This is a genomic window from Streptomyces sp. CB01881 (genome assembly GCF_002953255.1).
Taxonomy (GTDB): Bacteria; Actinomycetota; Actinomycetes; order Streptomycetales; family Streptomycetaceae; genus Kitasatospora.
This window is the reverse complement of record NZ_CP026498.1, coordinates 159,172-179,385: the sequence shown is the minus strand read 5'-3', so window position 1 is coordinate 179,385 and position 20,214 is coordinate 159,172. Positions and strand designations below refer to the sequence as shown.

The window sequence follows — 20,214 nt, the reverse complement described above, 5'->3', positions numbered from 1 at the left end:
CGCCGCACCGCACGGTGCGATGCAGGCTGGAAGGACACCGCGCCCGACCGGTGCGGCGGATCGAACGCACGGAGTGCGCCATGGGACGTCCGAGGGGCCGGGTCGCGATGGCCGTCGCCGTGAACGCCGCCGGACCCACCGGCAGCGCGTTCGCCGTCGACGGCGGGGCCACCACGGAGAGCGCGATCGTCGCGGACGACGGCCGCTGGGCGGTCGGGACGGGAGCCGTCGGATGACCAATGCGTTCCCAGGCCCGAGCCAGCGGCTGGCGGACCAGGCCGACCTGGTGGAGGACGCCCTGCGACGGGCGTCGGAAGCGGCGCTCGGCCCGGCCGCCGTCGAGGTCGGTGCGCAGCTGGAGACCGTCGAGCGAGAGCTCAGGGCGCTGCGCGAGGCGCTGGAGGAGGACGCTTCGAGTCTCCTCGGGGTTCCCGTGGGGGCCCTGCCGGGCACCGGTGAGGTCGTGGCCGCGGTCCACATCGGTGGCGACCTGCAGCAGCTGGCCGAACTTGCCGGGCAGATCGGCGAGATCGCCTCGGCGCGGCGCGCCAGGGGACCGCTGCCGGAGGGTCTGCGGACGCCGCTCCTGGGGCTCGGCGATCTCGCGCTCGCCATGGTGGCAGGGGCGGCGGGGGCACTCCGGGGGCCATCGGCCGAGATCGTCGCGGACCTGCACGAAGGCCTCAACGGCGTCGCCCAGCGCCAGCGGCTGCTGTACGAGCGGCTGCTCGACGGCGCGGCCACCGACCGGACGGACACCGTCGACACGGTCCTGCTGGCCTGCTGCTTCGCCCGGTGCGCGACCCACGCGGCGTCGGCCGCTCGGTACGCGGCGCTGTTCGCCGGACGGTGCTGACCCCCGGCCGGCCCTCCGGGGAGCGTCCGGTCGACTACGGGAGTCCGGCTGCGGCGGTCATGGCTGCGAGCCGGCGCAGCACGCCCTCGTGACGGATGGTGCCGGCGTGGCTCACGACCAGCTCCGCGAGGGCCGGCTCGGCGAGGTCGACGACCGGCACACCCTCGTGGACGAGGTGGGACAGCAGGGCCGTGACACTGTCGGAGAAGGCTGCCGAGGCCGTCACCGGAACCCGGGCGGCGAGGTCGCCGGCGCCGATCACGATGACGCCGTTGCCGGTCACCCGTTCGATGCCGGGCTCGGCCGCTGCGATGGTCCGACCGTACGGCCCGCAGGCCAGATCCACCACGACTGAACCGGGGCGCAGCGTCCGGAGGGCGTCGTCGCCGATCAGGGCGGGCCGGTCCGCGTCGACGGGCTCGGAGGTGCTGATCACGACATCCACCGGCGGCAGGGCGGGGAACACCCAGGAGCGGCCCGGGCCACCGGCGTCCCCGGGTCGCCCACCGGCGTCCACGAGCTGTGCCCGGGCGTCCAGCCGTTCCCGGGCCTTCACGAGCTGCGCCCCGGCCGCGGTGAGCGCGGCCCGGGCCCGTGCGTCGCCGCCCTGGGCGTAGACGGCCGCGCCGAGCGACCGCGCCGTCTCGACCGCCCGGACGCCGGCCGGGCCACCACCGAGGACCAGCACCTGAGCAGGCCCGGTGAAGTGGTCTGCCAGCTCCCGGCCGAGCCTGTCGGCGGCCACTACCACCGCCTTGTACCCGGCGATGCCGGCCTGAGCCGACGCCGCATCCAGCGGACTCGCCGACGCGGCGGCCGCGGGAAGCTGGTCCAGGCTGATCAGGGTCGCCCCCTCGTCCGCCCAGCGCCGGATGACGAAGGGGGCGTCCATGGGCCGGAGGAGGCCGACGAGGATCCGTCCATGGCGGAGCGGCCCGAGGGTGTCCACCGTCGGTCGGCGGACCGAGACCACGAGGTCCGCCGAGGCGGCCTCGCGCGTACGGACGACCCGTGCACCGGCCGCCCGGTAGGCCGCGTCCGGGAATCCGGCGGCGGCGCCGGCGCCGGCCTCCGCCACCACCGTCAGACCCAGGTCGGCGACCTCGTGGACCGACCGTGGGACGAGAGCCACCCGGGCTTCGCCAGGAAGCCCTTCACGGAGCAGACCCAGCATCACGGCCGCCATCGTCGACCTCGTCGTCCGTTCCACCGACAGGACCAGCCCCCCCAGTATCCGCCTTTGCGGGACCTTCCGACCGCCGCGGATACTCGAACCGGGGGCCCGATGCCCGACCCCGATCCGGAGGTGGCCGTGGCCCGACGTGGCTGGCAGTTCTGGGTGGACCGCGGGGGGACGTTCACCGATGTCGTCGCCCTGCGCCCGGACGGCGCCCTGGTCACGCACAAGCTGCTGTCGGTGGACCGCCGGTACCGGGACGCGGCCGTGGCAGGCATCCGTCACCTGCTCGGCGCGGCCCCCGGGCAGTCCCTCGCGGAGGCCGGCGTCGAGACCGTCCGGATGGGTACCACCGTCGCGACCAACGCGCTGCTGGAACGTGCCGGCGAGCGGACCGCGCTGGTGGTCACCCGTGGGTTCGGTGACGCGTTGCGGATCGGCTACCAGAACCGGCCGGACATCTTCGCCCGCGAGATCGTCCTGCCCGAGCCGCTGTACGAGCGGGTCGTCGAGGTGGACGAACGGATCACCGCGGACGGCACGGTGCTGCGCCCGCCCGACCTCGAAGGACTCGCCGTCCGCTTGCGGTCGGCCCACGAGGACGGCATCCGCTCGGTCGCGGTGGTCTGTCTGCACAGCTACCTCCACCCCGAGCACGAGCGGTCGGTCGGCGCGGTCGCCCGCGGCGTCGGCTTCCGCCATGTGTCGCTCTCCAGCGAGGTCAGCCCGCTGATGCGACTGGTCCCACGCGGGGACACCACCGTCGTGGACGCCTACCTGACGCCCGTGCTGCGCCGCTACATCGACGAGGTGGAGGCCGAACTGCGAGGCGTGCGGCTGCTGTTCATGCAGTCCAACGGCGGCCTGGCGGAGGCCGGGCACTTCCGGGGCAAGGACGCGGTCCTCTCGGGGCCGGCCGGCGGCATCGTCGGCATGGTCCGGATGTCCGAACTGGCCGGATACCGGAGCGTGATCGGGTTCGACATGGGCGGCACCTCGACCGACGTCTCCCACTATGCGGGCACGTACGAGCGGGTCTCCAGCACCCAGGTGGCCGGGGTCCGCCTGCGGGCGCCGATGCTGGCGATCCACACCGTCGCCGCCGGTGGAGGCTCGGTGCTGCACTTCGACGGGAGCCGGTACCGCGTCGGCCCGGACTCGGCCGGGGCCGAACCCGGGCCACTGTCCTACCGGGCCGGTGGTCCGCTGACGGTGACGGACGCCAACCTGATGCTGGGCCGCATCCAGCCCGGCCGTTTCCCGAGGGTGTTCGGGCCCGAGGGGGACCAGGGCCTGGACCGGTCCGCGGTGTGCGGGGCGTTCACCGCGCTCGCCGGGGAGATCACCGCCCGCACCGGTGACGACCGCGGTCCGGAGCAGGTCGCCGAGGGCTTCCTGCGCATCGCCGTGGAGAACATCGCCAACGCCGTGAAGCGGGTGTCGATCCAGCAGGGCCACGACGTCACCCGTTACGCGCTGACCACCTTCGGCGGCGCGGGCGGCCAGCACGCCTGCGCGGTCGCCGACGCCCTCGGCATCCGCACGGTCCTGGTGCCGCCGATGGCCGGGCTGCTCTCCGCACTCGGCATCGGGCTGGCGGACACCACGGTGATGCGCGAGCAGTCCGTCGAGGTCCCACTGGGGCCGCAGGCGACGGACCGGATCGCCGAGGTCGCCGAGACGCTCGCCGCGGCCGCCCGGACCGAACTGATGGCCGAGGACGTGGCGGCGGAGCGCATCCGGATCGTCCGGCGGGCCCGGCTGCGCTACGACGGGACGGACACCGCGATCCCGGTGGAGTTGGCCGACGCGTCCGCCATGGCCGCGGCCTTCGAGGATCGTCACCGTGCCCTCTACTCGTTCCTGATGGACCGCCCGATTGTGGTGGAGGCGCTGTCCGTGGAGGCCACCGGTCTGACCGAGCAGCCCGATCTCGGTGCGCTCGGCGCCACCGGCGGTGGAGTGCCGTGCGAGCCCGAGGAGGTCCCCATGTACGCCGACGGGCGGTGGCGTACGGTCGGGTTGTACCGGCGTGAACTGCTGGCCCGGGGGCAGGAGGTGGCGGGGCCCGCGATCGTCGCCGAGTCCGGTGCCACGACCGTGGTCGACGACGGCTGGCGGATGGTCGTCGGCGAGCCCGGTCACCTGCTGCTGGAGAGGGTCGCCGCGGTGCCCCGTGCGGAGGTCGGCACCGAGGCGGATCCGGTCCTGCTGGAGGTCTTCAACAACCTCTTCATGTCCGTCGCCCAGCAGATGGGTGTGCGACTCGAATCGACCGCGCAGTCCGTCAACATCAAGGAACGGCTGGACTTCTCCTGCGCCCTGTTCGACCCCGAGGGGAACCTGGTCGCCAACGCCCCGCACATCCCGGTCCACCTGGGGTCGATGGGCGCCACCGTCCGGGAGGTGATCCGGCGCCGCGGCGGCTCGATGCGGGCCGGCGAAACCTATGCCGTCAACGACCCCTACCACGGAGGGACGCACCTGCCGGACGTCACCGTGGTCACGCCGGTCTTCGACGCCGCCGCAACCGGGATCCTGTTCTTCGTCGCCTCGCGCGGGCACCACGCCGAGATCGGCGGCCTCACCCCCGGCTCGATGCCGGCCGCCAGCCGCCGGATCGAGGAGGAGGGGGTGCTGTTCGACAACTGGCTGCTGGTCGAGGGCGGGCGGCTGCGGGAGGCCGAGACCCTGCGGCTGCTGCGGGAGGCGACGTATCCCTCGCGGAACCCGGAGACCAACCTGGCGGACCTGCGGGCCCAGGTCGCGGCCAACCGCAAGGGTGTCGAGGAGATCACCACGATGATCGGGCACTTCGGCCTCGACGTGGTGCAGGCGTACATGCGGCACGTCCAGGACAACGCCGAGGAGGCCGTCCGCCGGGTGATCGACCGGCTCCACGACGGCGTCCACCGGTACGAGACCGACTCCGGGGCGCAGATCGCCGCCCGGGTCACGGTCGACCACCGGCACCGGTCCGCGGTCGTCGACTTCACCGGCAGCTCGGCCGAGCTCGGCTCCAACCTCAACGCCCCCGCGTCGGTCGTCACCGCGGCTGTGCTCTACGTCTTCCGCACCCTCGTGGCCGACGACATCCCGCTCAACGACGGCTGCCTGCGACCGTTGCGCATCGTCGTGCCGCCCGGCTCGATGCTGGCCCCGGGCTACCCCGCCGCGGTCGTGGCCGGCAACGTCGAGACCTCGCAGGCCGTCGTCGGCGCACTGTACGCGGCCCTCGGGGTTCAGGCCGAGGGTTCCGGAACGATGAACAACGTCAGCTTCGGCAGCCCGCAGCACCAGTACTACGAAACTCTCGGTTCGGGCGCCGGCGCAGGCGACGGGTTCGACGGCGCCTCCGTCGTGCAGACCCACATGACGAACTCCCGGCTCACCGATCCCGAGGTGCTGGAGTGGCGCCTGCCCGTTCTTCTGGAGGAGTTCGCCGTCCGGGCCGGCAGCGGCGGCGCCGGGCGGTGGCGCGGTGGCGACGGGGCGGTCCGGCGGATCAGGTTCCGCGAGCCGATGACGGTGAACCTGCTGTCCGGTCACCGCAGGGTGCCCCCGTACGGCCTGGCGGGCGGCGGGCCCGGAGCGCTCGGCGCCAACCGCGTCGAGCGTTCGGACGGGTCCGTGCAACCGTTGTCGGGATGCGACTCGACCACTGTCGCGCCGGAGGACGTCCTGGTGGTCGAGACTCCGGGGGGTGGTGGCTACGGCCGTCCGGAGGCGCCGCCGGGCCCGCCCTGACCGGGGGGCTCTGCTCACACGGCGTGCAGGCCGTGTGCGGCGAAGACGGTCCGGGCTGCGGCGGTCTGGTCGGGCGTGGGGACCGGGGTGTCGGCCAGGGTGAAGTCGAGCCCGAGCGCCCGCCACTTGGCGGCGCCGAGCTTGTGGAAGGGCAGGACGTCGACGCGGGTGACGTTGCCGAGCGAGGCGGCGAAGGAGGCGACCCCCTCGATGTTCGCGGCGGGGTCGGTGAGGCCGGGGACGAGGACGAAGCGGACCCGGACCTCGGTGCCGCGGTCGGCCAGGCGGCGGGCGAAGGCGAGGGTGGGGGCGAGTTCCCGCCCGGTCAGGTGCCGGTACAGGTCAGGGTCCCAGGACTTGACGTCGAGCAGGACGAGGTCGGTGTCGGCGAGCAGGGCATCAGTGGCGCGGGCGCCGGGGAAGCCGGAGGTGTCCAGCGCAGTGTGCAGGCCGAGCTCGTGCTTGAAGCGGTGCAGCAGCTCGCCGGTGAGGGCGGGCTGGAGGAGCGGCTCGCCGCCGCTGACGGTGGCCCCGCCGCCGGAGGCGTGGATGAACGCGGTGTACTTGGCGGCCTCCCGGACGATCTCGTCGGCGGAGGTCGGCCGGCCGTCGCGCAGGTACCGGGTGTCGGGGTTGTGGCAGTACAGGCAGCGCAGCGGGCAGCCGGCCAGGAAGGTGACGAAGCGGGTGCCGGGGCCGTCGACGCCGGTGGACAGGTCCCAGGAGTGCAGGCGGCCGGTCACCGGGCGCCGGGTGGAGGGGGTGGCGAGCACGGCTTCGGTCATGGGGAAGTACTCCTCGGGGGAGGCGCGGTGCCGGCCGCCTTCGTCGGGGAGGCGTCGGCACCGCGTGCGGGCGGGGCGGGCTACAGCGCGTCGTGGAAGGTGCGGCCGATCACGTCGAGCTGCTGCTCGTGGGTGAGCCGGACGAAGTTGACCGCGTAGCCGCTCACCCGGATGGTCAGCTGCGGGTACTTCTCCGGGTGGGCCATGGCGTCCAGCAGGGTGTCCCGGTCGAGGACGTTGACGTTCATGTGGAAGCCGCGGCAGGTGACGTAGCCGTCGAGCACGCCGACCAGGTTGGTGATCCGCTCCGCCCCGGTGCGCCCGAGGGCGTCCGGCGCGACGGTGTTGGTGAGCGAGATGCCGTCCTCGGCGTGCTCGTAGGGCAGCTTGGCGACGGACAGCGCGGCGGCGACGTAGCCGTGGCTGTCGCGGCCGTTCATCGGGTTGGCGCCGGGGGAGAACGGCTCGCCGGCCCGGCGGCCGTCCGGCGTGTTGCCGGTCTTCCTCCCGTAGACCACGTTGGAGGTGATGGTGAGTACGGACTGGGTGTGTTCCGCGCCGCGGTAGGTGGGGTGCTTGCGGACCTTCCGCATGAACTCCTCGACGAGCCGGACCGCGATCCCGTCCACCCGGTCGTCGTTGTTGCCGAACGCCGGGTACTCGCCCTCGACGAGGTAGTCGGTGACCAGTCCGGTCCCGTCCCGCACCGGCACGACCTTCGCGTACTTGATCGCGGACAGCGAGTCGGCGGCCACCGCGAGCCCGGCGATGCCGCAGGCCATGGTGCGCCGGACGTCCCGGTCGTGCAGCGCCATCTCGATCCGCTCGTAGGCGTACTTGTCGTGCATGTAGTGGATGACGTTGAGCGCGTGGACGTACGTCCCGGCGAGCCAGTCCAGTTGCTCGTCGAAGCGGGCCAGCACCTCGTCGTAGTCGAGCACGTCCCCGCCGACCGGGACGGTGGCCGGCCCGACCTGCTCGCCGGACCTCTCGTCCCGGCCTCCGTTGACGGCGTAGAGCAGCGTCTTGGCGAGATTGACCCGGGCGCCGAAGAACTGCATCTGCTTGCCGACCTCCATCGCGGAGACGCAGCAGGCGATCGCGGTGTCGTCGCCGAAGCGCGGGCGCATCAGCTCGTCCGACTCGTACTGCACCGAGGAGGTGTCGATCGACACCCGGGCGCAGAACTCCTTGAAACCCCTGGGCAGTCGCGGCGACCAGAGGACGGTCATGTTCGGCTCGGGGGCCGGGCCCAGGTTGTACAGGGTCTGCAGGTAGCGGAAGGAGGTCCGGGTGACCAGGGTGCGGCCGTCCGCGCCCATGCCGCCGATCGACTCGGTGACCCAGGTCGGATCGCCGGAGAACAGCTCGTCGTACTCCGGGGTGCGCAGGAAGCGGACGATCCGCAGCTTGATGATGAGGTCGTCCACCAGTTCCTGGGCCTGACTTTCCGTCAGTCTGCCCGATTCGAGGTCGCGTTGGAGGTATACGTCGAGGAAGGTGGAGGTGCGGCCGAGCGACATGGCCGCGCCGTTCTGCTCCTTGACCGCCGCCAGGTAGGCGAAGTACAGCCACTGGACGGCCTCCCGGCCGGTGCGGGCCGGTCCGGAGACGTCGTGGCCGTACGCCGCGGCCATCTCCTTGAGCTCGCCCAGGGCCCGGATCTGCTCGGCGAGTTCCTCGCGCTCGCGGATCGTCTCCTCCAGCCGCGCCGGGTCGGTGGGAGCGGCGTCCAGCCCCGTCTTCTCGGCGAGTTTCGCCTCGACCAGCCGGTCCACGCCGTAGAGGGCGACCCGGCGGTAGTCGCCGATGATCCGGCCGCGCCCGTAGGCGTCGGGCAGGCCGGTGATGACGCCGGCCTTGCGTGCGGCCCGGATGCCGGGGGTGTAGGCGTCGAACACCCCGTCGTTGTGGGTCTTGCGGTAGCGGGTGAAGACCTTCTCCAGCTGCGGGTCGACCGGGTAGCCGTAGGTCTTCAGCGCCCCCGCGACCATCCGCCAGCCGCCGTTCGGCATGATCGCGCGCCTGAGCGGGGCGTCCGTCTGGAGGCCGACGATCAGTTCCCGCTCCCGGTCGATCCAGCCCGGCGCGTGTGCGGTGACGGTGGACGGGATGTCGTACGCGACGTCGTACACCCCCTTGGCACGCTCCTCGGGGAAGCGGGCGGTGATCTGCCGCCACACCTCGGTGGTCCGCCCCGTGGGGCCGGCCAGGAAGGCGGCGTCGCCGTCGTACAGGGTGTAGTTCCGCTGGATGAAGTCGCGGACGTCGATCGTGTCCCGCCAGGCTCCGCCGGTGAAGCCGTCCCAGGCGGAGGAGGTGCGTTCGTGCTGCGAGGAGGTCATCTCGGTCGTCCCTTTCCGGGCCTTCAGGCCTGGTCGCCGTAGTAGGCCTGACGCATCAGCCGCTGCAGGTCGGCGAGCATCGGCATCCGGGGGTTGGCGGGGGCGCACTGGTCCTCGTAGGCGTTCATCGCCTGCTGCGGCAGGACGGAATGCGGCCTCGTCCACGCCGACCGCCTTGAAGGAGCGGGGGATGCCCGCCCGGTCGCGCAGTTCCTCGACCGCCGCCGCCAGCGACTCGACGCCCTGCTCCGGGGTCGCAGCCGGCAGGCCGAGCATCCGGGCGATGTCCTGGTAGCGCTCCGGGGCCACGTAGCTCCGGTACTTGGGCCAGCCGGTCACCTTGGCCGGGGCGGAGCCGTTCCAGCGGATCACGTGCGGCAGCAGCAGTGCGTTGGTGCGGCCGTGGGCGATGTGGAAGGTGGCGCCGAGGGTGTGCGCCATGGCGTGCACGGCGCCGAGGAAGGCCGAGCCGAAGGCCATCCCGGCGATCGTTCCGGCGTTGTGCATCTTCTCCCGGGCCACCTGGTCGCCCGGGCCGTCGGTCACGGCCCGCTCCAGGTTCTCGAAGACGAGCCGGATGCCCTGCAGCGCCAGGCCGTCGGTGAAGTCGTTGGCGTAGACCGAGACGTAGGTCTCGATGCAGTGGGTGAGGGCGTCGAAGCCGGTGTCGGCGGTGACGTCGCCCGGCAGGCGGGTGGTGAGGGCCGGGTCCACGATGGCCACGCTCGGGGTGAGCGCGTAGTCCGCCAGCGGGTACTTCTGGCCGGTGGCGGTGTCGGTGATCACCGCGAAGGGGGTGACCTCGCTGCCGGTGCCCGAGGTGGTGGGGATACAGACCAGCCTGGCCTTCTCACCGAGGTCGGGGAAGGTGAAGGCGCGCTTGCGGATGTCGAAGAACTTCTCCTTCAGGTCGGCGAACTCGACCTCCGGGTGCTCGTACATCAGCCACATCACCTTGGCCGCGTCCATCGGCGAGCCGCCGCCGAGGGCGATGATGGTGTCCGGCTCGAACTCCCGCATCAGGGCGGCGCCCTTGCGCACGGTGTCGATGCTCGGGTTGGGCTCCACGTAGTCGACGACCCGGACCTCGACCGGTTCCCGGCGGCGGTCGAGGACGCCCCGGATCCGCTCCAGGTGGCCGATCGCCACCATGGTGTGGTCGGTCACGACGACGATCCGGTGCGCGTTCGGCATGCTCGCCAGGTACTTGACCGAGTTGCGCTCGAAGTAGATCTTCGGCGGGACCTTGAACCACTGCATGTTGGTGTTGCGCCGCCCGATCCGCTTGATGTTGACGAGGTTCAGCGCCGAGACGTTCCCGGACACCGAGTTGTGCCCGTAGCTGCCGCACCCGAGGGTCAGCGAGGGCGTGAAGGCGTTGTAGACGTCGCCGATGCCGCCCTGCGAGCTGGGGGCGTTCCAGATGATCCGGCAGGCCTTGACCACGTGCCCGAACTCCTCGACGAACGCCGCGTCCTCGGTGTGCACCGCGGCCGAGTGCCCGAGTCCGTCGAACTCCACCATCGCTGCGGCCAGTTCGACACCCTCCCGGCGGGAGCCGGCGGTGAGCACGGCGAGTACGGGGCAGAGCTTCTCCCGGGTCAACGGCTCCTCCGGCCCGACCCGCTCGCAGTCGACCAGGATCACCGAGGTGTCGGCCGCCACCTTGAAGCCTGCCGCCTCGGCGATCTGCGCGGCCGAGCGGCCCACCACCGCGGCGTTCAGCCGTCCGCCCGCGCAGGCCGTGCCGACGTCCGTCCCGAACAGGTGGTGCTCCAGCAGCGTCTTCTCCTCGGCGCTCGCGTGGTGTGCCTTGAGCCGGCGGAACTCGGCGAGCGCGGCGTCGCGGATGGCCGCGTCCAGCACGACGGCCTGCTCGGAGGCGCAGATCATGCCGTTGTCGAAGGTCTTGGACAGCACGATGTCGTTCACCGCCTGTCGCAGGTCCGCGCTCCGCTCGACGTACGCGGGGACGTTGCCCGCGCCGACGCCCAGCGCCGGCTTGCCGCACGAGTACGCGGCCCGGACCATCGCGTTGCCCCCGGTGGCCAGGATCGTCGCGATGTCCGGATGGTTCATCAGCGCGCTGGTGGCCGCCATCGACGGCTCCTCGATCCACTGGATGCAGTGCGCCGGTGCCCCGGCGGCCACCGCGGCGTCCCGGACGATCCGGGCCGCCTCCGCGGAGCAGCGCTGGGCCGAGGGGTGGAAGGCGAGGACGATCGGGTTGCGGGTCTTCAGCGCCAGCAGGCACTTGAAGATGGTGGTCGAGGTCGGATTGGTGACCGGGGTGATGCCCGCGACCACGCCGACCGGCTCGGCGATCTCGACGATGCCGTCGATCTCGTCCCGGTGCACCACCCCGACCGTTTTCGTCCGGGCCATCACATGGGTGACGTTCTCGCAGGCGAAGACGTTCTTCACCGCCTTGTCCTCGAAGACCCCGCGCCCGGTCTCCTCCACCGCCAGTGCGGCCAGTGCGGTGTGACGCGCCAGCGCGGCCAGGGACGCCTTCCTGACGATGTGGTCGACCTGCTCCTGGGTGAAGGAGCCGTACTCCCGGAGGGACGCCAGGGCGGATGCGACCAGCCGGTCAACGGCCGCCGACGGAGTGGGAAGACCGCTCGCGGGAGACGGCTTCGCCTCGTGCTTCGGGCGAGGGGACATGCTGGACCACCTTTTCCGTCATCGTCCGACATCGGGCGCCGGCGGGGCCGCGAGCGCCTTCGGTACCAGGCTTCCGTGTGCGGGCAGAACGGGGATCCGCCCTTCGGGCCCTCGGCAGCGGCCCGAAGGTCCCTGCCACGGCGTGCGGTTGGTCCCGGAGCGGGGCACCGCCGCAACCGGTGGCGGGCACCGCGGCCACCGGCACGCGGATGTGCTCAGTCGTGCGGCACGACGGCGACCGGGCTGTGCGCGTGGTGGAGCACCGACTGGGTCACCGGCCCCAGCCGGGGCATGGCCAGCGGGTGCCTGGAGGTGCGCCGTCCCAGTACCACCAGGGAGGCGCTGCGGGAGGCCTCCACCAGGGCCCTCGCCGGACTCCACGGGCAGATGTCCGCCTCGGTGCGGACCTCGGGGTACTTGTCCCGCCAGTGGGCCAGCGTGTCCCGCAGCCGCAACTGCTCGGCCGCTGCCAGCGACTCCCGGACCTCCCACCGGTCCACCGGGGCTTCGGTGGTGTAGGGGCCGTGGGACGTGTTCCGACTCTCCACCGCACGCAGGGCGGCTCCGGTGGTGGCGGCGTGCTGGAAGGCGAAGGCCAGCACCGCGTCGCACGGCCGGTCGCCCTCCACGCCCACGACCACGTCGCCGGGCGATCCGCCCTGCCCGTCCGCTCCGGCGCGGACCAGTACCACGGGGCAGCGGGCCCGGGCGGCAGCCCGGAGCCCGACCGACCCGACCAGCAGGCCGGCGAAGCCACCGAGGCCGCGCGATCCCAGGACCAGCACCTCGGACCGGCGGGAGGCGGCGAGTGCCTCCGCCGCGTTCCCGGGGACGATCTCCAAGGAGACCTCCAGCCCGGGCAGGCAGGCCGCGATGCGGTCGCGGATCGCCGCCACGGACGCCGGCACCGCGCCAGGAGCGCCGCCGAGATCACGGCCGAGGGCGTCGACCTCGCTCCCGGCGACGTGAACGATCCGCAGTCCGAGGCCCCTCCGGTCGGCTTCCTGGGCAGCCCACCCGGCCGCCGCCGCGCTCTGTGCCGAACCGTCGATCCCCACCACCACGCTGTACGACATGTCTGCGACCTCCCATGGTCCCGGCCGGCCGCGGCGCCGGAGTGCGCCGTCCCGACCGGGGACCAGAATCCCGCCCCGTCCACGAGCGGTCCCAGGGGCCGAGAAGCCCCATCGAGGCGCCGAAGGTCCCGGCCGACGACTCCCGCAGGGGACGGAGGGCTCCCAGCCGTCCCCTTCCGACCGGCCGGCCTGCACCCCGCGCGGTCAGCCGCCGGGCGGCGTACGGCCCCGGAACGTCGCCCCGCCCTGTCGGGGCCCGCTGGCGCGGATGCGCTCCTCGATGTGCCGACGGACCTCGGCGCTGTACCGCCGGAGCCGCCCGGAAACCCCGGCGGCGGGCGGCTCCGGACTGCCGATCCGTCGGGCGGCCGGTGGAACCTGTGCGAGGTCCGCCTCGGACGCGCTGCGGGCGTCGACCGGCTATCGCGGTGGTCCGGTGCGTCGGCCGCGGACCATGACCCGTCAGTCGGCGAAGAGATGCGGGTCGGCCCCGACGGGAGCGGTGGTCGCGTCACCGTGCCGGTAGTGGTGGATGTGCGCGTCGGGGCCGGGGAAGTACTCCGTCACCCGCCCGTCGTCGGACCAGCGCACGTCGTACGGCGGGCTGCCGTCCGGATGGTGCAGGCCGACTATCTCGCCGTCCCGCCGTGCCGCGCCGGGCCTGGTGCCCTGAACGATGAGGCGGTCTCCCACTGCGGCTTTCATCACGGCCTCCAGCTTGTTCCTCGGCGCGGGGCGGGGGGCGGGGGGGCGACGGCCCCGCACCTCCATGGCACCACGGCGGGCCGGGGTCGGCAGGGGCCGAACGGCCCCTGCCGAGGTCCCGCCCGGCCCGGAAGGCCGGAGCGTCGGTGGGCATCGGGCGAACCGGAGGCGGTGGTGCCGCGGAAGAGTGGTCCCGGCCGGCGACCACCAGGAGCTCCGCTCCCCGCGCGGCGTCGAGCAGCCGTGCTCCGGCCGGCGGAGGTCAGCGGATCAGCACCCGCTCGCCGGAGCGGGGCACCACGGCCGTCCAGCCGAGCTCGCGGTCGATCCGGGCGCGCAGGGCCTCGGAGCCCTCGGGCTCGCCGTGGACGAGGTACACCGCGCTCGGCGGTGCGGCCGGGCGCAGCCAGTCGATGATCTCGGCGGCGTCGGCGTGCGCGGAGAAGGCGGGGACGTTGACGATCTCGGCGCGCACCGGCACGTACGTCCCGTACATCTTCAGTGCGCGGGCGCCGTTCACGAGGTCCCGGGCGCGGGTGCCCTCGGCGGCGTAGCCGACCACGACGACGGTGTTGCGGACGTCGGGCAGCAGGTGGCGCAGGTGGTGGACGACCCGGCCGCCGGTGGCCATGCCGGAGGCGGACACGATGACCGCCGGAGCGTGGGCGCGGTCCAGGGCGAGCGAGTCCTGGAGCGAGTGGATCAGGGTGAACGGCGCCGGGTCCAGGGCGGCGGGGCCCCGGGCCAGGACGTCCGGCCGCAGCTGGTCCGAGCCCGAAGCGAAGGCCTCGCGGTAGATCTGCAGGGTCGCGAGCGCCATCGGGCTGTCCACGTACACGGGGACGCCGGCCGGCAGCCGGCCCGTGCGGCGCAGTTCGGCGAGCTGGTGCAGCACCACCTCGGTGCGGTCGACCGCGAACGAGGGGATGACGACGGTCCCGCCGCGCGCCAGGGTCCGTTCCAGCGCCTGGGCGAACCACTCGCGGGCCGCCGTCTCCTCGTGGTGCCGGTGGCCGTACGTCGACTCCATCAGCAGCACGTCGGCGCCGGTGAAGGGTTCGGGCGGGCGCAGCAGCGGGTGGACGGGGCGGCCGAGGTCGCCGCTGGCGGCCAGGGTGCGGCCGTCCTCCAGGGTGAGGTGGGCCCAGGCGGACCCGAGGATGTGCCCGGCGCGGTGCAGCCGGAGCACGATCCCGGCGGTGATCTCGACGTCGGTGTCCAGCGGGACGGGGTCGAACATCCTCAGCGCGTTCTCGACGTCCTCGTCGTCGTAGAGCGGTTCGGCGGGCCGGTGTTTGGACCACCCGTGCGTGTTGGCGTGGTCCGCCTCCTCGCGGAGCAGGTGGGCGCTGTCACGCAGGATCAGCTCCGCGATCCGGGCGGTGTCGGGGGTGGTGAGCACCGGCCCGCGGAAGCCGTCGCGGACGAGGCGGGGCAGGTAGCCGCAGTGGTCCAGGTGGGCGTGGGTGAGTACGACGGCCCGGACGTCGGCCGGGTCCAGCGGCAGCGGGCGCCGGTTGCGGCGGCGCAGTTCGGCCAGGCCCTGGAACAGGCCGCAGTCGACCATCAGGCGGGCGTGGTCGGTCTCGACCAGGAACTTGCTGCCGGTGACGGTGCCCACGCCGCCGAGGAAGGTCAGCAGGCCCGGCCGGGGCTGGGGCCGGGGCCCGCCACTGTCCGTGGTCATGACGCCTCCGTCGAGGTCGGGTTCTCCCATCCTCACCCTCACCGGCCGCGTTGTCCTGGGCCGAACCGGCCCGGTCGACCGGGTCCGGTCGGCCCTGTGCGCAGGCGCGCCACAGGCGGAGAGTGAAGGCGGGACCCTCCCTACGGGCCCGTTCGAGGAGGAGTTTCGAGGAGGAGTGAGGACGATGCAGCACCGCAGCGTCAACGACGTGATGACCCGTGAGGTCGTCACCGCCCGGCCCGACACGCCGTTCAAGGAGATCGCGGCGCTGTTCCACCGCAACGACATCACCGCGATCCCGGTGCTCGACGACCAGGACCGCCCGCTCGGCATGGTGTCCGAGGCCGACCTGATCCGCAAGGAGGCCGTCCTGCCCGACCCCGAGGGCCGCTACCCCGGCCGCTGGCTGGACGCGAAGGACCGCGCCCGTGCCGAGGCGGAGACCGCCGGCGGGCTGATGACCAGCCCCGCCGTCACCGCCCGCCCCGGCTGGTCGGTGCCCGAAGCGGCCCGGGCCATGGACAAGCACAGGGTCAAGCGCCTGCCCGTGATCGACGAGGCCGGCCGTCTGGTCGGCATCGTCAGCCGCAGGGACCTGCTCCAGGTCTTCCTGCGCCACGACGCCGCCATCCGCGAGGAGATCGCGCACGACGTGCTGGGCCAGACCCTCTGGCTGGCGCCCGGCGACGTCCGGGTCGCGGTGCACGACGGTGTGGTCACCCTGGAGGGGCGGCTTCCCCGCCGCAGTCTCATCCCGATCGCCGAACAGCTCTGCCGCGCCGTGGACGGCGTGGTCGCCGTCCACGCCACCCTCGACTGGACGGAGGACGACACTGAGCAGGCCCTGGAACACCCCCGCGCCTACCGCGCCGCTTCGTAGGAGGCCACCGTGACCAGCACACCGAGCGCCGTCGCCGACGTCATGACCCACGCGGTGGTCGCCGTCGGCCGCGACGCGGACTTCCGCGAGCTCGCCGAGACCCTCCAGCGCTGGCAGGTCAGCGCCGTCCCCGTCCTGACCGGCGACGGCCGGGTGATCGGCGTGGTCTCCGAGGCCGACCTGCTCACCGCCCGCGACCGGGACGGCGAGCGCGCCGACGCCCTGACCGCCGGGCGGATGATGTCCGTCCCCGCCGTCACCGTCCACCCCGGCAGTTCGCTCGACGAGGCCGCCCGGGCGATGGCCCGCGGCCGCCTCAAGCGGCTCCCGGTGGTCGACGAGGAGGACTACCTGGTCGGCATCGTCAGCCGGGGCGACCTGCTGAAGGTCTACCTCGGCGACGACCGCGAGCTCGCCGACCGGGTGCGTTTCGAACTGGTCGCCACGCTCGGGCCGGCCGCCTCGGCGGACACCGACGTCCGCTCCGAGGACGGCCGGATCACCCTGTCCGGTGACCTGCCCGATGCCGTCTCCGCACCGGTCCTGGAACGCCTGGTGCGGTCCGTGCCCGGAGTCGTCGGCGTCGAGCTCCGGCTCACCACGCGGGCCTGACCGGGGCGATCCGGTGGCTGAACACGGGACACGGTGGTCTCCCCGTCGGCGGGGCGCCCGGACAGACTCCCGCCGAGCACGTCCGCCTCGGTACGGACCTCGCCGTTCGGGCCCGCCGCGCCCGGACACGGGCGGCCTGCCGACCGGTGGGGAGCCTCGTACGATTCGGGGCTCCGCCCGCAGCGGCCGGGCAGCCCCGGCACGGGTACCGACGCTCCCGGCCCCTGGGCTCTACGCCTCGGGCACCACGGTGACCGGGCACTCGGCGTGGTGGAGGACGGCGTGGGCGACGGGGCCGAGTCGGCCCACCGAGCTGAGGGGGCGGCGGCCGAGGACCAGCAGCCGGACCTTCACCGAGGCGTCGACCAGCAGCATTCCCGCACCCGCGGGTTCCGCGTCCTGCAGGACCTCGACGTCGGGACGGGCGGTCGCCCACGGTTCGAGGACGCGGGCGAGCAGTGCAGCCTCCTCGTCCCGGTATCCGGCGGTCCCACCGGCTGACCGGGCCCCGAAGGCGTGCACTGCTCTCAGCGGCAGGCCGTAACGCCGGGCGGCATCGAAGGCGAACGCGAGCGCAGCCTCGGCGGGGCGGCGCGCGTCCACGCCGACCACCACGTGCTCGCGCGGTCCCGGGCCCGGCTGCTCCGCCGGGAGAACGACGGTCGGGCAGCCGGCCCAGGCGGCGACGTGCAGGGCGGTGGAGCCGACGCGCAGTTCCGGGAAACCGCCGTCCCCGCGCGCCCCGAGCACCAGCAGTTCGGCGTCCTCGGCAGCCGCCACCAGAGCCGCGGTGGCGACGTCGTGGACCTCCTCGGCGTGCACGCGCACCTGCGGATGGCGTTTCGCCAGGACGTGCCGGGCCTCGTGGATCAGGTCGGACCCGCTCGGCAGCGGTTCGACGGCCCAGCTGGGCAGCAGACACGGCATCAGGGGCAGCGCGTGCAGGACGCGCAGCGGACGGTCGCGCAGCAGGGCCTCGGCTGCGGCCCAGTCGACGGCAGCCAGGCTCGCGGCGGACGCGTCCACACCGACGGTGACGGGCAGTTCCATGGTGATGCTCTCCTTGGGGTGATCCCCCCTGCTCCGGTTCAGGCGTTCAGGTGCCAGTCGGTGATTTCGGGGAGGTCGGTGCCGTGTTCGCGGATCCAGTCGTGGTGGCGCACGCGCTGGTCGGCCATCCGCTGGCGGACGGCGGCGGCGCGGACGGCGAGGCCGGGGACGCGGTCGATGACGTCCATGACCAGCCGGTAGCGGTCGAGGTCGTTGCGGACGACCATGTCGAAGGGCGTGGTGGTGGTGCCGGACTCCTTGTACCCGCGGACGTGCAGGTGCGGGTGGACGGCGCGGCGGTAGGCGAGGCGGTGGATGAGCCACGGGTAGCCGTGGTAGGCGAAGATCACCGGCTGGTCGGTGGTGAACAAGGCGTCGAACTCGTGGTCGGGCATGCCGTGCGGATGTTCTTCGGCGGGCATCAGGCGGGCGAGGTCGACCACGTTGACCACCCGGACCGCGAGGTCGGGGAGGTGGCGGCGCAGGAGGTCGGCCGCGGCGACGACCTCCTGGGTGGGTACGTCGCCGGCGCAGGCGAGGACCACGTCGGGCTCGCGGGTGCCGTGGTCGGTGCCGGCCCACTCCCAGATGCCGGCGCCGCGGGCGCAGTGGGCGCGGGCCTCGTCCAGGGTGAGCCAGTCGAAGCAGGGCTGCTTGCTGGCGACGACGACGTTGACGTAGTCACGGCTGCGCAGGACGTGGTCGGCGACGGCGAGCAGGGTGTTGGCGTCCGGCGGGAAGTAGACGCGGACGGCTTCGGGGCTCTTGTTGAGGACGTGGTCGACGAAGCCGGGGTCCTGGTGCGAGAAGCCGTTGTGGTCCTGGCGCCAGACGTGGGAGGTGAGCAGGTAGTTGAGTGAGGCGAGCGGTGCGCGCCAGGGGATCCGACGAGTGGTGCGCAGCCATTTGATGTGCTGGTTGACCATGGAGTCGACGATGTGGACGAACGCCTCGTAGCAGGAGAAGAGGCCGTGCCGGCCGGTCAGCAGGTAGCCCTCCAGCCAGCCCTGGCAGGTGTGTTCGGAGAGGATCTCCATCACCCGGCCGTCCCGGGCGAGGTGTTCGTCGACCGGCAGGGTGTCCGCCTGCCACGCCTTTCCGGTGGCGGTGTAGACGGCCTGGAGGCGGTTGGAGGCGGTCTCGTCGGGGCCGACCAGGCGGAAGTCCCGGCGCTCGGCAGTGGCAGCCATCAGATCGGCCAGCAGGTCACCGAGGATCCGGGTCGGTTCGTGCAGGGTGCTGCCGGGCTTGTCGACGGGGACGGCGTAGCGCTCCGGCGCCGGGACCGGGAGGTCGCGCAGCAGTAGCCCGCCGTTGGCGTGCGGGTTGGCGCCGAGTCGGCGGGTGCCCTCGGGGATGCAGGCGAGGACCTGGCCGGCCGGCCGCGCTCGTCGAAGAGTTCCTCGGGGCGGTAGGAGCGCAGCCAGGCCTCCAGTTCCGCGAGGTGCTCGGGGTTGTCGCGGACCTGGTCGAGCGGGACCTGGTGGGCCCGCCAGGTGCCCTCCACCGGCACGCCGTCCACCTCGGCCGGCCCGGTCCAGCCCTTCGGTGTGCGCAGCACGATCAGCGGCCAGTGCGGGCGGCGGGTGCTTCCGTCGGCGCGGGCCCCGTCCTGGATCGCGGCGATCCGGTCGAGTGCGGTGTCCATGGCTGCCGCCATCGCCTGGTGGACCGTCAGCGGGTCGTCGCCGGTGACGTACAGCGGGTAGTGGCCGTAACCGCGCAACAGGGCGTCGAGCTCCGCCTCGGGCAGGCGGGCGAGTACGGTCGGGTTGGCGATCTTGTAGCCGTTGAGGTGGAGGATCGGCAGGACGGCGCCGTCGTGTACCGGGTCGAGGAACTTGTTGCCGTGCCAGGAGGCGGCCAGCGGTCCGGTCTCGGCCTCGCCGTCGCCGATCACGCAGGCGACCAGCAGGCCGGGGTTGTCCAGTGCCGCACCGTAGGCGTGGGACAGCGCGTAGCCGAGCTCGCCCCCCTCGTGGATGGAGCCAGGCGTCTCGGGAGCGACGTGGCTGGGCACGCCGCCGGGAAAGGAGAACTGGCGGAACAGCCGCGCCATCCCTTCCACGGGTCACCGTGGGGTACGTATCGGTGTAGCTGCCCTCCAGCCAGGAGTTGGCCAGGACCGCAGGGCCGCCGTGCCCGGGCCCCCAGACGCAGATCGCGTCCAGGTCGCGGGCCTTGACCACGCGGTTGAGGTGGGTGTGCACGAGGTTGAGGCCCGGCGAGGTGCCCCAGTGGCCCAGCAGGCGCGGCTTGATGTGCTCGGGGCGCAGCGGCTCACGCAGCAGCGGGTTGGCGAGCAGGTAGATCTGGCCGGCCGCCAGGTAGTCGGCGGCCCGCCAGTGCGCGTTCAGGGCGTGAAGCTCCTGGGGGGACAGGGGGAGCGGCACCGGACTGTCGATGCTGGCCATGCGTGCGGGCCTCCTCGGAGCGGTCGGACGTGTTCCAGTCATCGTCACGCTCCGGAGGCGGGCGCGCACAGGGCCGACCGGGGTATTCCGGCGGGGCCCGGGTGGGGACCTGTGGCCCCACCGATGGGGCCCGCGCGACCCTGCGCCCGACCCCCGCTCCCGGTGCACGCTGGCCGTGCCTGCCGACCGGCGCAGGCCCGACGACGTTCGGAC

The 20,214-nt window shown here is 73.1% G+C and carries 12 protein-coding genes and 2 pseudogenes; 5 read left to right on the top strand and 9 right to left on the bottom strand.

Features of this window, described 5'->3' with window-relative positions:
• Positions 1-80 precede the first annotated feature (80 nt).
• Positions 81-236 carry a hypothetical protein gene (locus tag C2142_RS00835; protein ID WP_153882741.1) on the top strand — a complete coding sequence of 52 codons (156 nt, stop codon included), beginning with the start codon at positions 81-83 and terminating at the stop codon, positions 234-236.
• Positions 233-856 (top strand): hypothetical protein, encoded by a 624-nt coding sequence (locus C2142_RS00830; protein ID WP_148640588.1) that lies wholly within the window; start codon positions 233-235, stop codon positions 854-856. The genes C2142_RS00835 and C2142_RS00830 overlap by 4 nt, the downstream gene beginning before the upstream one ends.
• 34 nt (positions 857-890) lie before the next feature.
• On the opposite strand, the gene C2142_RS00825 is transcribed toward C2142_RS00830, so the two are convergent.
• Positions 891-2,030, bottom strand: coding sequence for a hypothetical protein (locus C2142_RS00825; RefSeq protein ID WP_277347316.1), 1,140 nt, complete (start codon positions 2,028-2,030; stop codon positions 891-893).
• 111 nt (positions 2,031-2,141) lie between these two features.
• Here C2142_RS00825 and C2142_RS00820 point away from each other — a divergent pair, with 111 nt between their 5' ends.
• Positions 2,142-5,780 carry a hydantoinase B/oxoprolinase family protein gene (locus C2142_RS00820; RefSeq protein ID WP_206670879.1) on the top strand — a complete coding sequence of 1,213 codons (3,639 nt, stop codon included), beginning with the start codon at positions 2,142-2,144 and terminating at the stop codon, positions 5,778-5,780.
• Positions 5,781-5,794: 14 nt separating this feature from the next.
• Here the strand turns inward: C2142_RS00820 and pflA are convergent, their stop codons facing one another.
• The 6 genes and pseudogenes from pflA to C2142_RS00790 all read right to left on the bottom strand — a co-directional run bounded on the left by pflA (position 5,795) and on the right by C2142_RS00790 (position 15,045).
• Positions 5,795-6,565, bottom strand: a complete 771-nt coding sequence (gene pflA / locus C2142_RS00815) for a pyruvate formate-lyase-activating protein (protein WP_148640586.1) — start codon at positions 6,563-6,565, stop codon at positions 5,795-5,797.
• An 80-nt stretch (positions 6,566-6,645) separates the two neighbouring features.
• On the bottom strand, positions 6,646-8,910 hold the full coding sequence (gene pflB, locus C2142_RS00810) for a formate C-acetyltransferase (protein ID WP_148640585.1): 2,265 nt from the start codon (positions 8,908-8,910) through the stop codon (positions 6,646-6,648).
• Positions 8,911-8,933: 23 nt separating this feature from the next.
• Positions 8,934-11,577: pseudogene (gene adhE, locus C2142_RS00805) on the bottom strand (bifunctional acetaldehyde-CoA/alcohol dehydrogenase).
• A gap of 215 nt (positions 11,578-11,792) precedes the next feature.
• Positions 11,793-12,653 carry a universal stress protein gene (locus C2142_RS00800; RefSeq protein ID WP_148640584.1) on the bottom strand — a complete coding sequence of 287 codons (861 nt, stop codon included), beginning with the start codon at positions 12,651-12,653 and terminating at the stop codon, positions 11,793-11,795.
• 462 nt (positions 12,654-13,115) lie between these two features.
• Positions 13,116-13,358, bottom strand: coding sequence for a DUF1918 domain-containing protein (locus C2142_RS00795; protein ID WP_148640583.1), 243 nt, complete (start codon positions 13,356-13,358; stop codon positions 13,116-13,118).
• Between the two features lie 262 nt (positions 13,359-13,620).
• Positions 13,621-15,045, bottom strand: coding sequence for an MBL fold metallo-hydrolase (locus C2142_RS00790; RefSeq protein WP_148640582.1), 1,425 nt, complete (start codon positions 15,043-15,045; stop codon positions 13,621-13,623).
• Positions 15,046-15,229: 184 nt separating this feature from the next.
• On the opposite strand from C2142_RS00790, the gene C2142_RS00785 reads away from it, so the two are divergent.
• Both C2142_RS00785 and C2142_RS00780 read left to right on the top strand, forming a co-directional pair.
• Positions 15,230-15,925 carry a CBS domain-containing protein gene (locus C2142_RS00785; protein ID WP_148640581.1) on the top strand — a complete coding sequence of 232 codons (696 nt, stop codon included), beginning with the start codon at positions 15,230-15,232 and terminating at the stop codon, positions 15,923-15,925.
• A gap of 9 nt (positions 15,926-15,934) precedes the next feature.
• Positions 15,935-16,537, top strand: a complete 603-nt coding sequence (locus C2142_RS00780; RefSeq protein WP_148640580.1) for a CBS domain-containing protein — start codon at positions 15,935-15,937, stop codon at positions 16,535-16,537.
• A gap of 231 nt (positions 16,538-16,768) precedes the next feature.
• Here the strand turns inward: C2142_RS00780 and C2142_RS00775 are convergent, their stop codons facing one another.
• Complete coding sequence (locus C2142_RS00775; protein ID WP_148640579.1) at positions 16,769-17,587, bottom strand: universal stress protein; 819 nt, start codon at positions 17,585-17,587, stop codon at positions 16,769-16,771.
• Between the two features lie 38 nt (positions 17,588-17,625).
• Positions 17,626-20,001: pseudogene (locus C2142_RS00770) on the bottom strand (phosphoketolase family protein).
• Between the last annotated feature and the right edge of the window lie 213 nt (positions 20,002-20,214).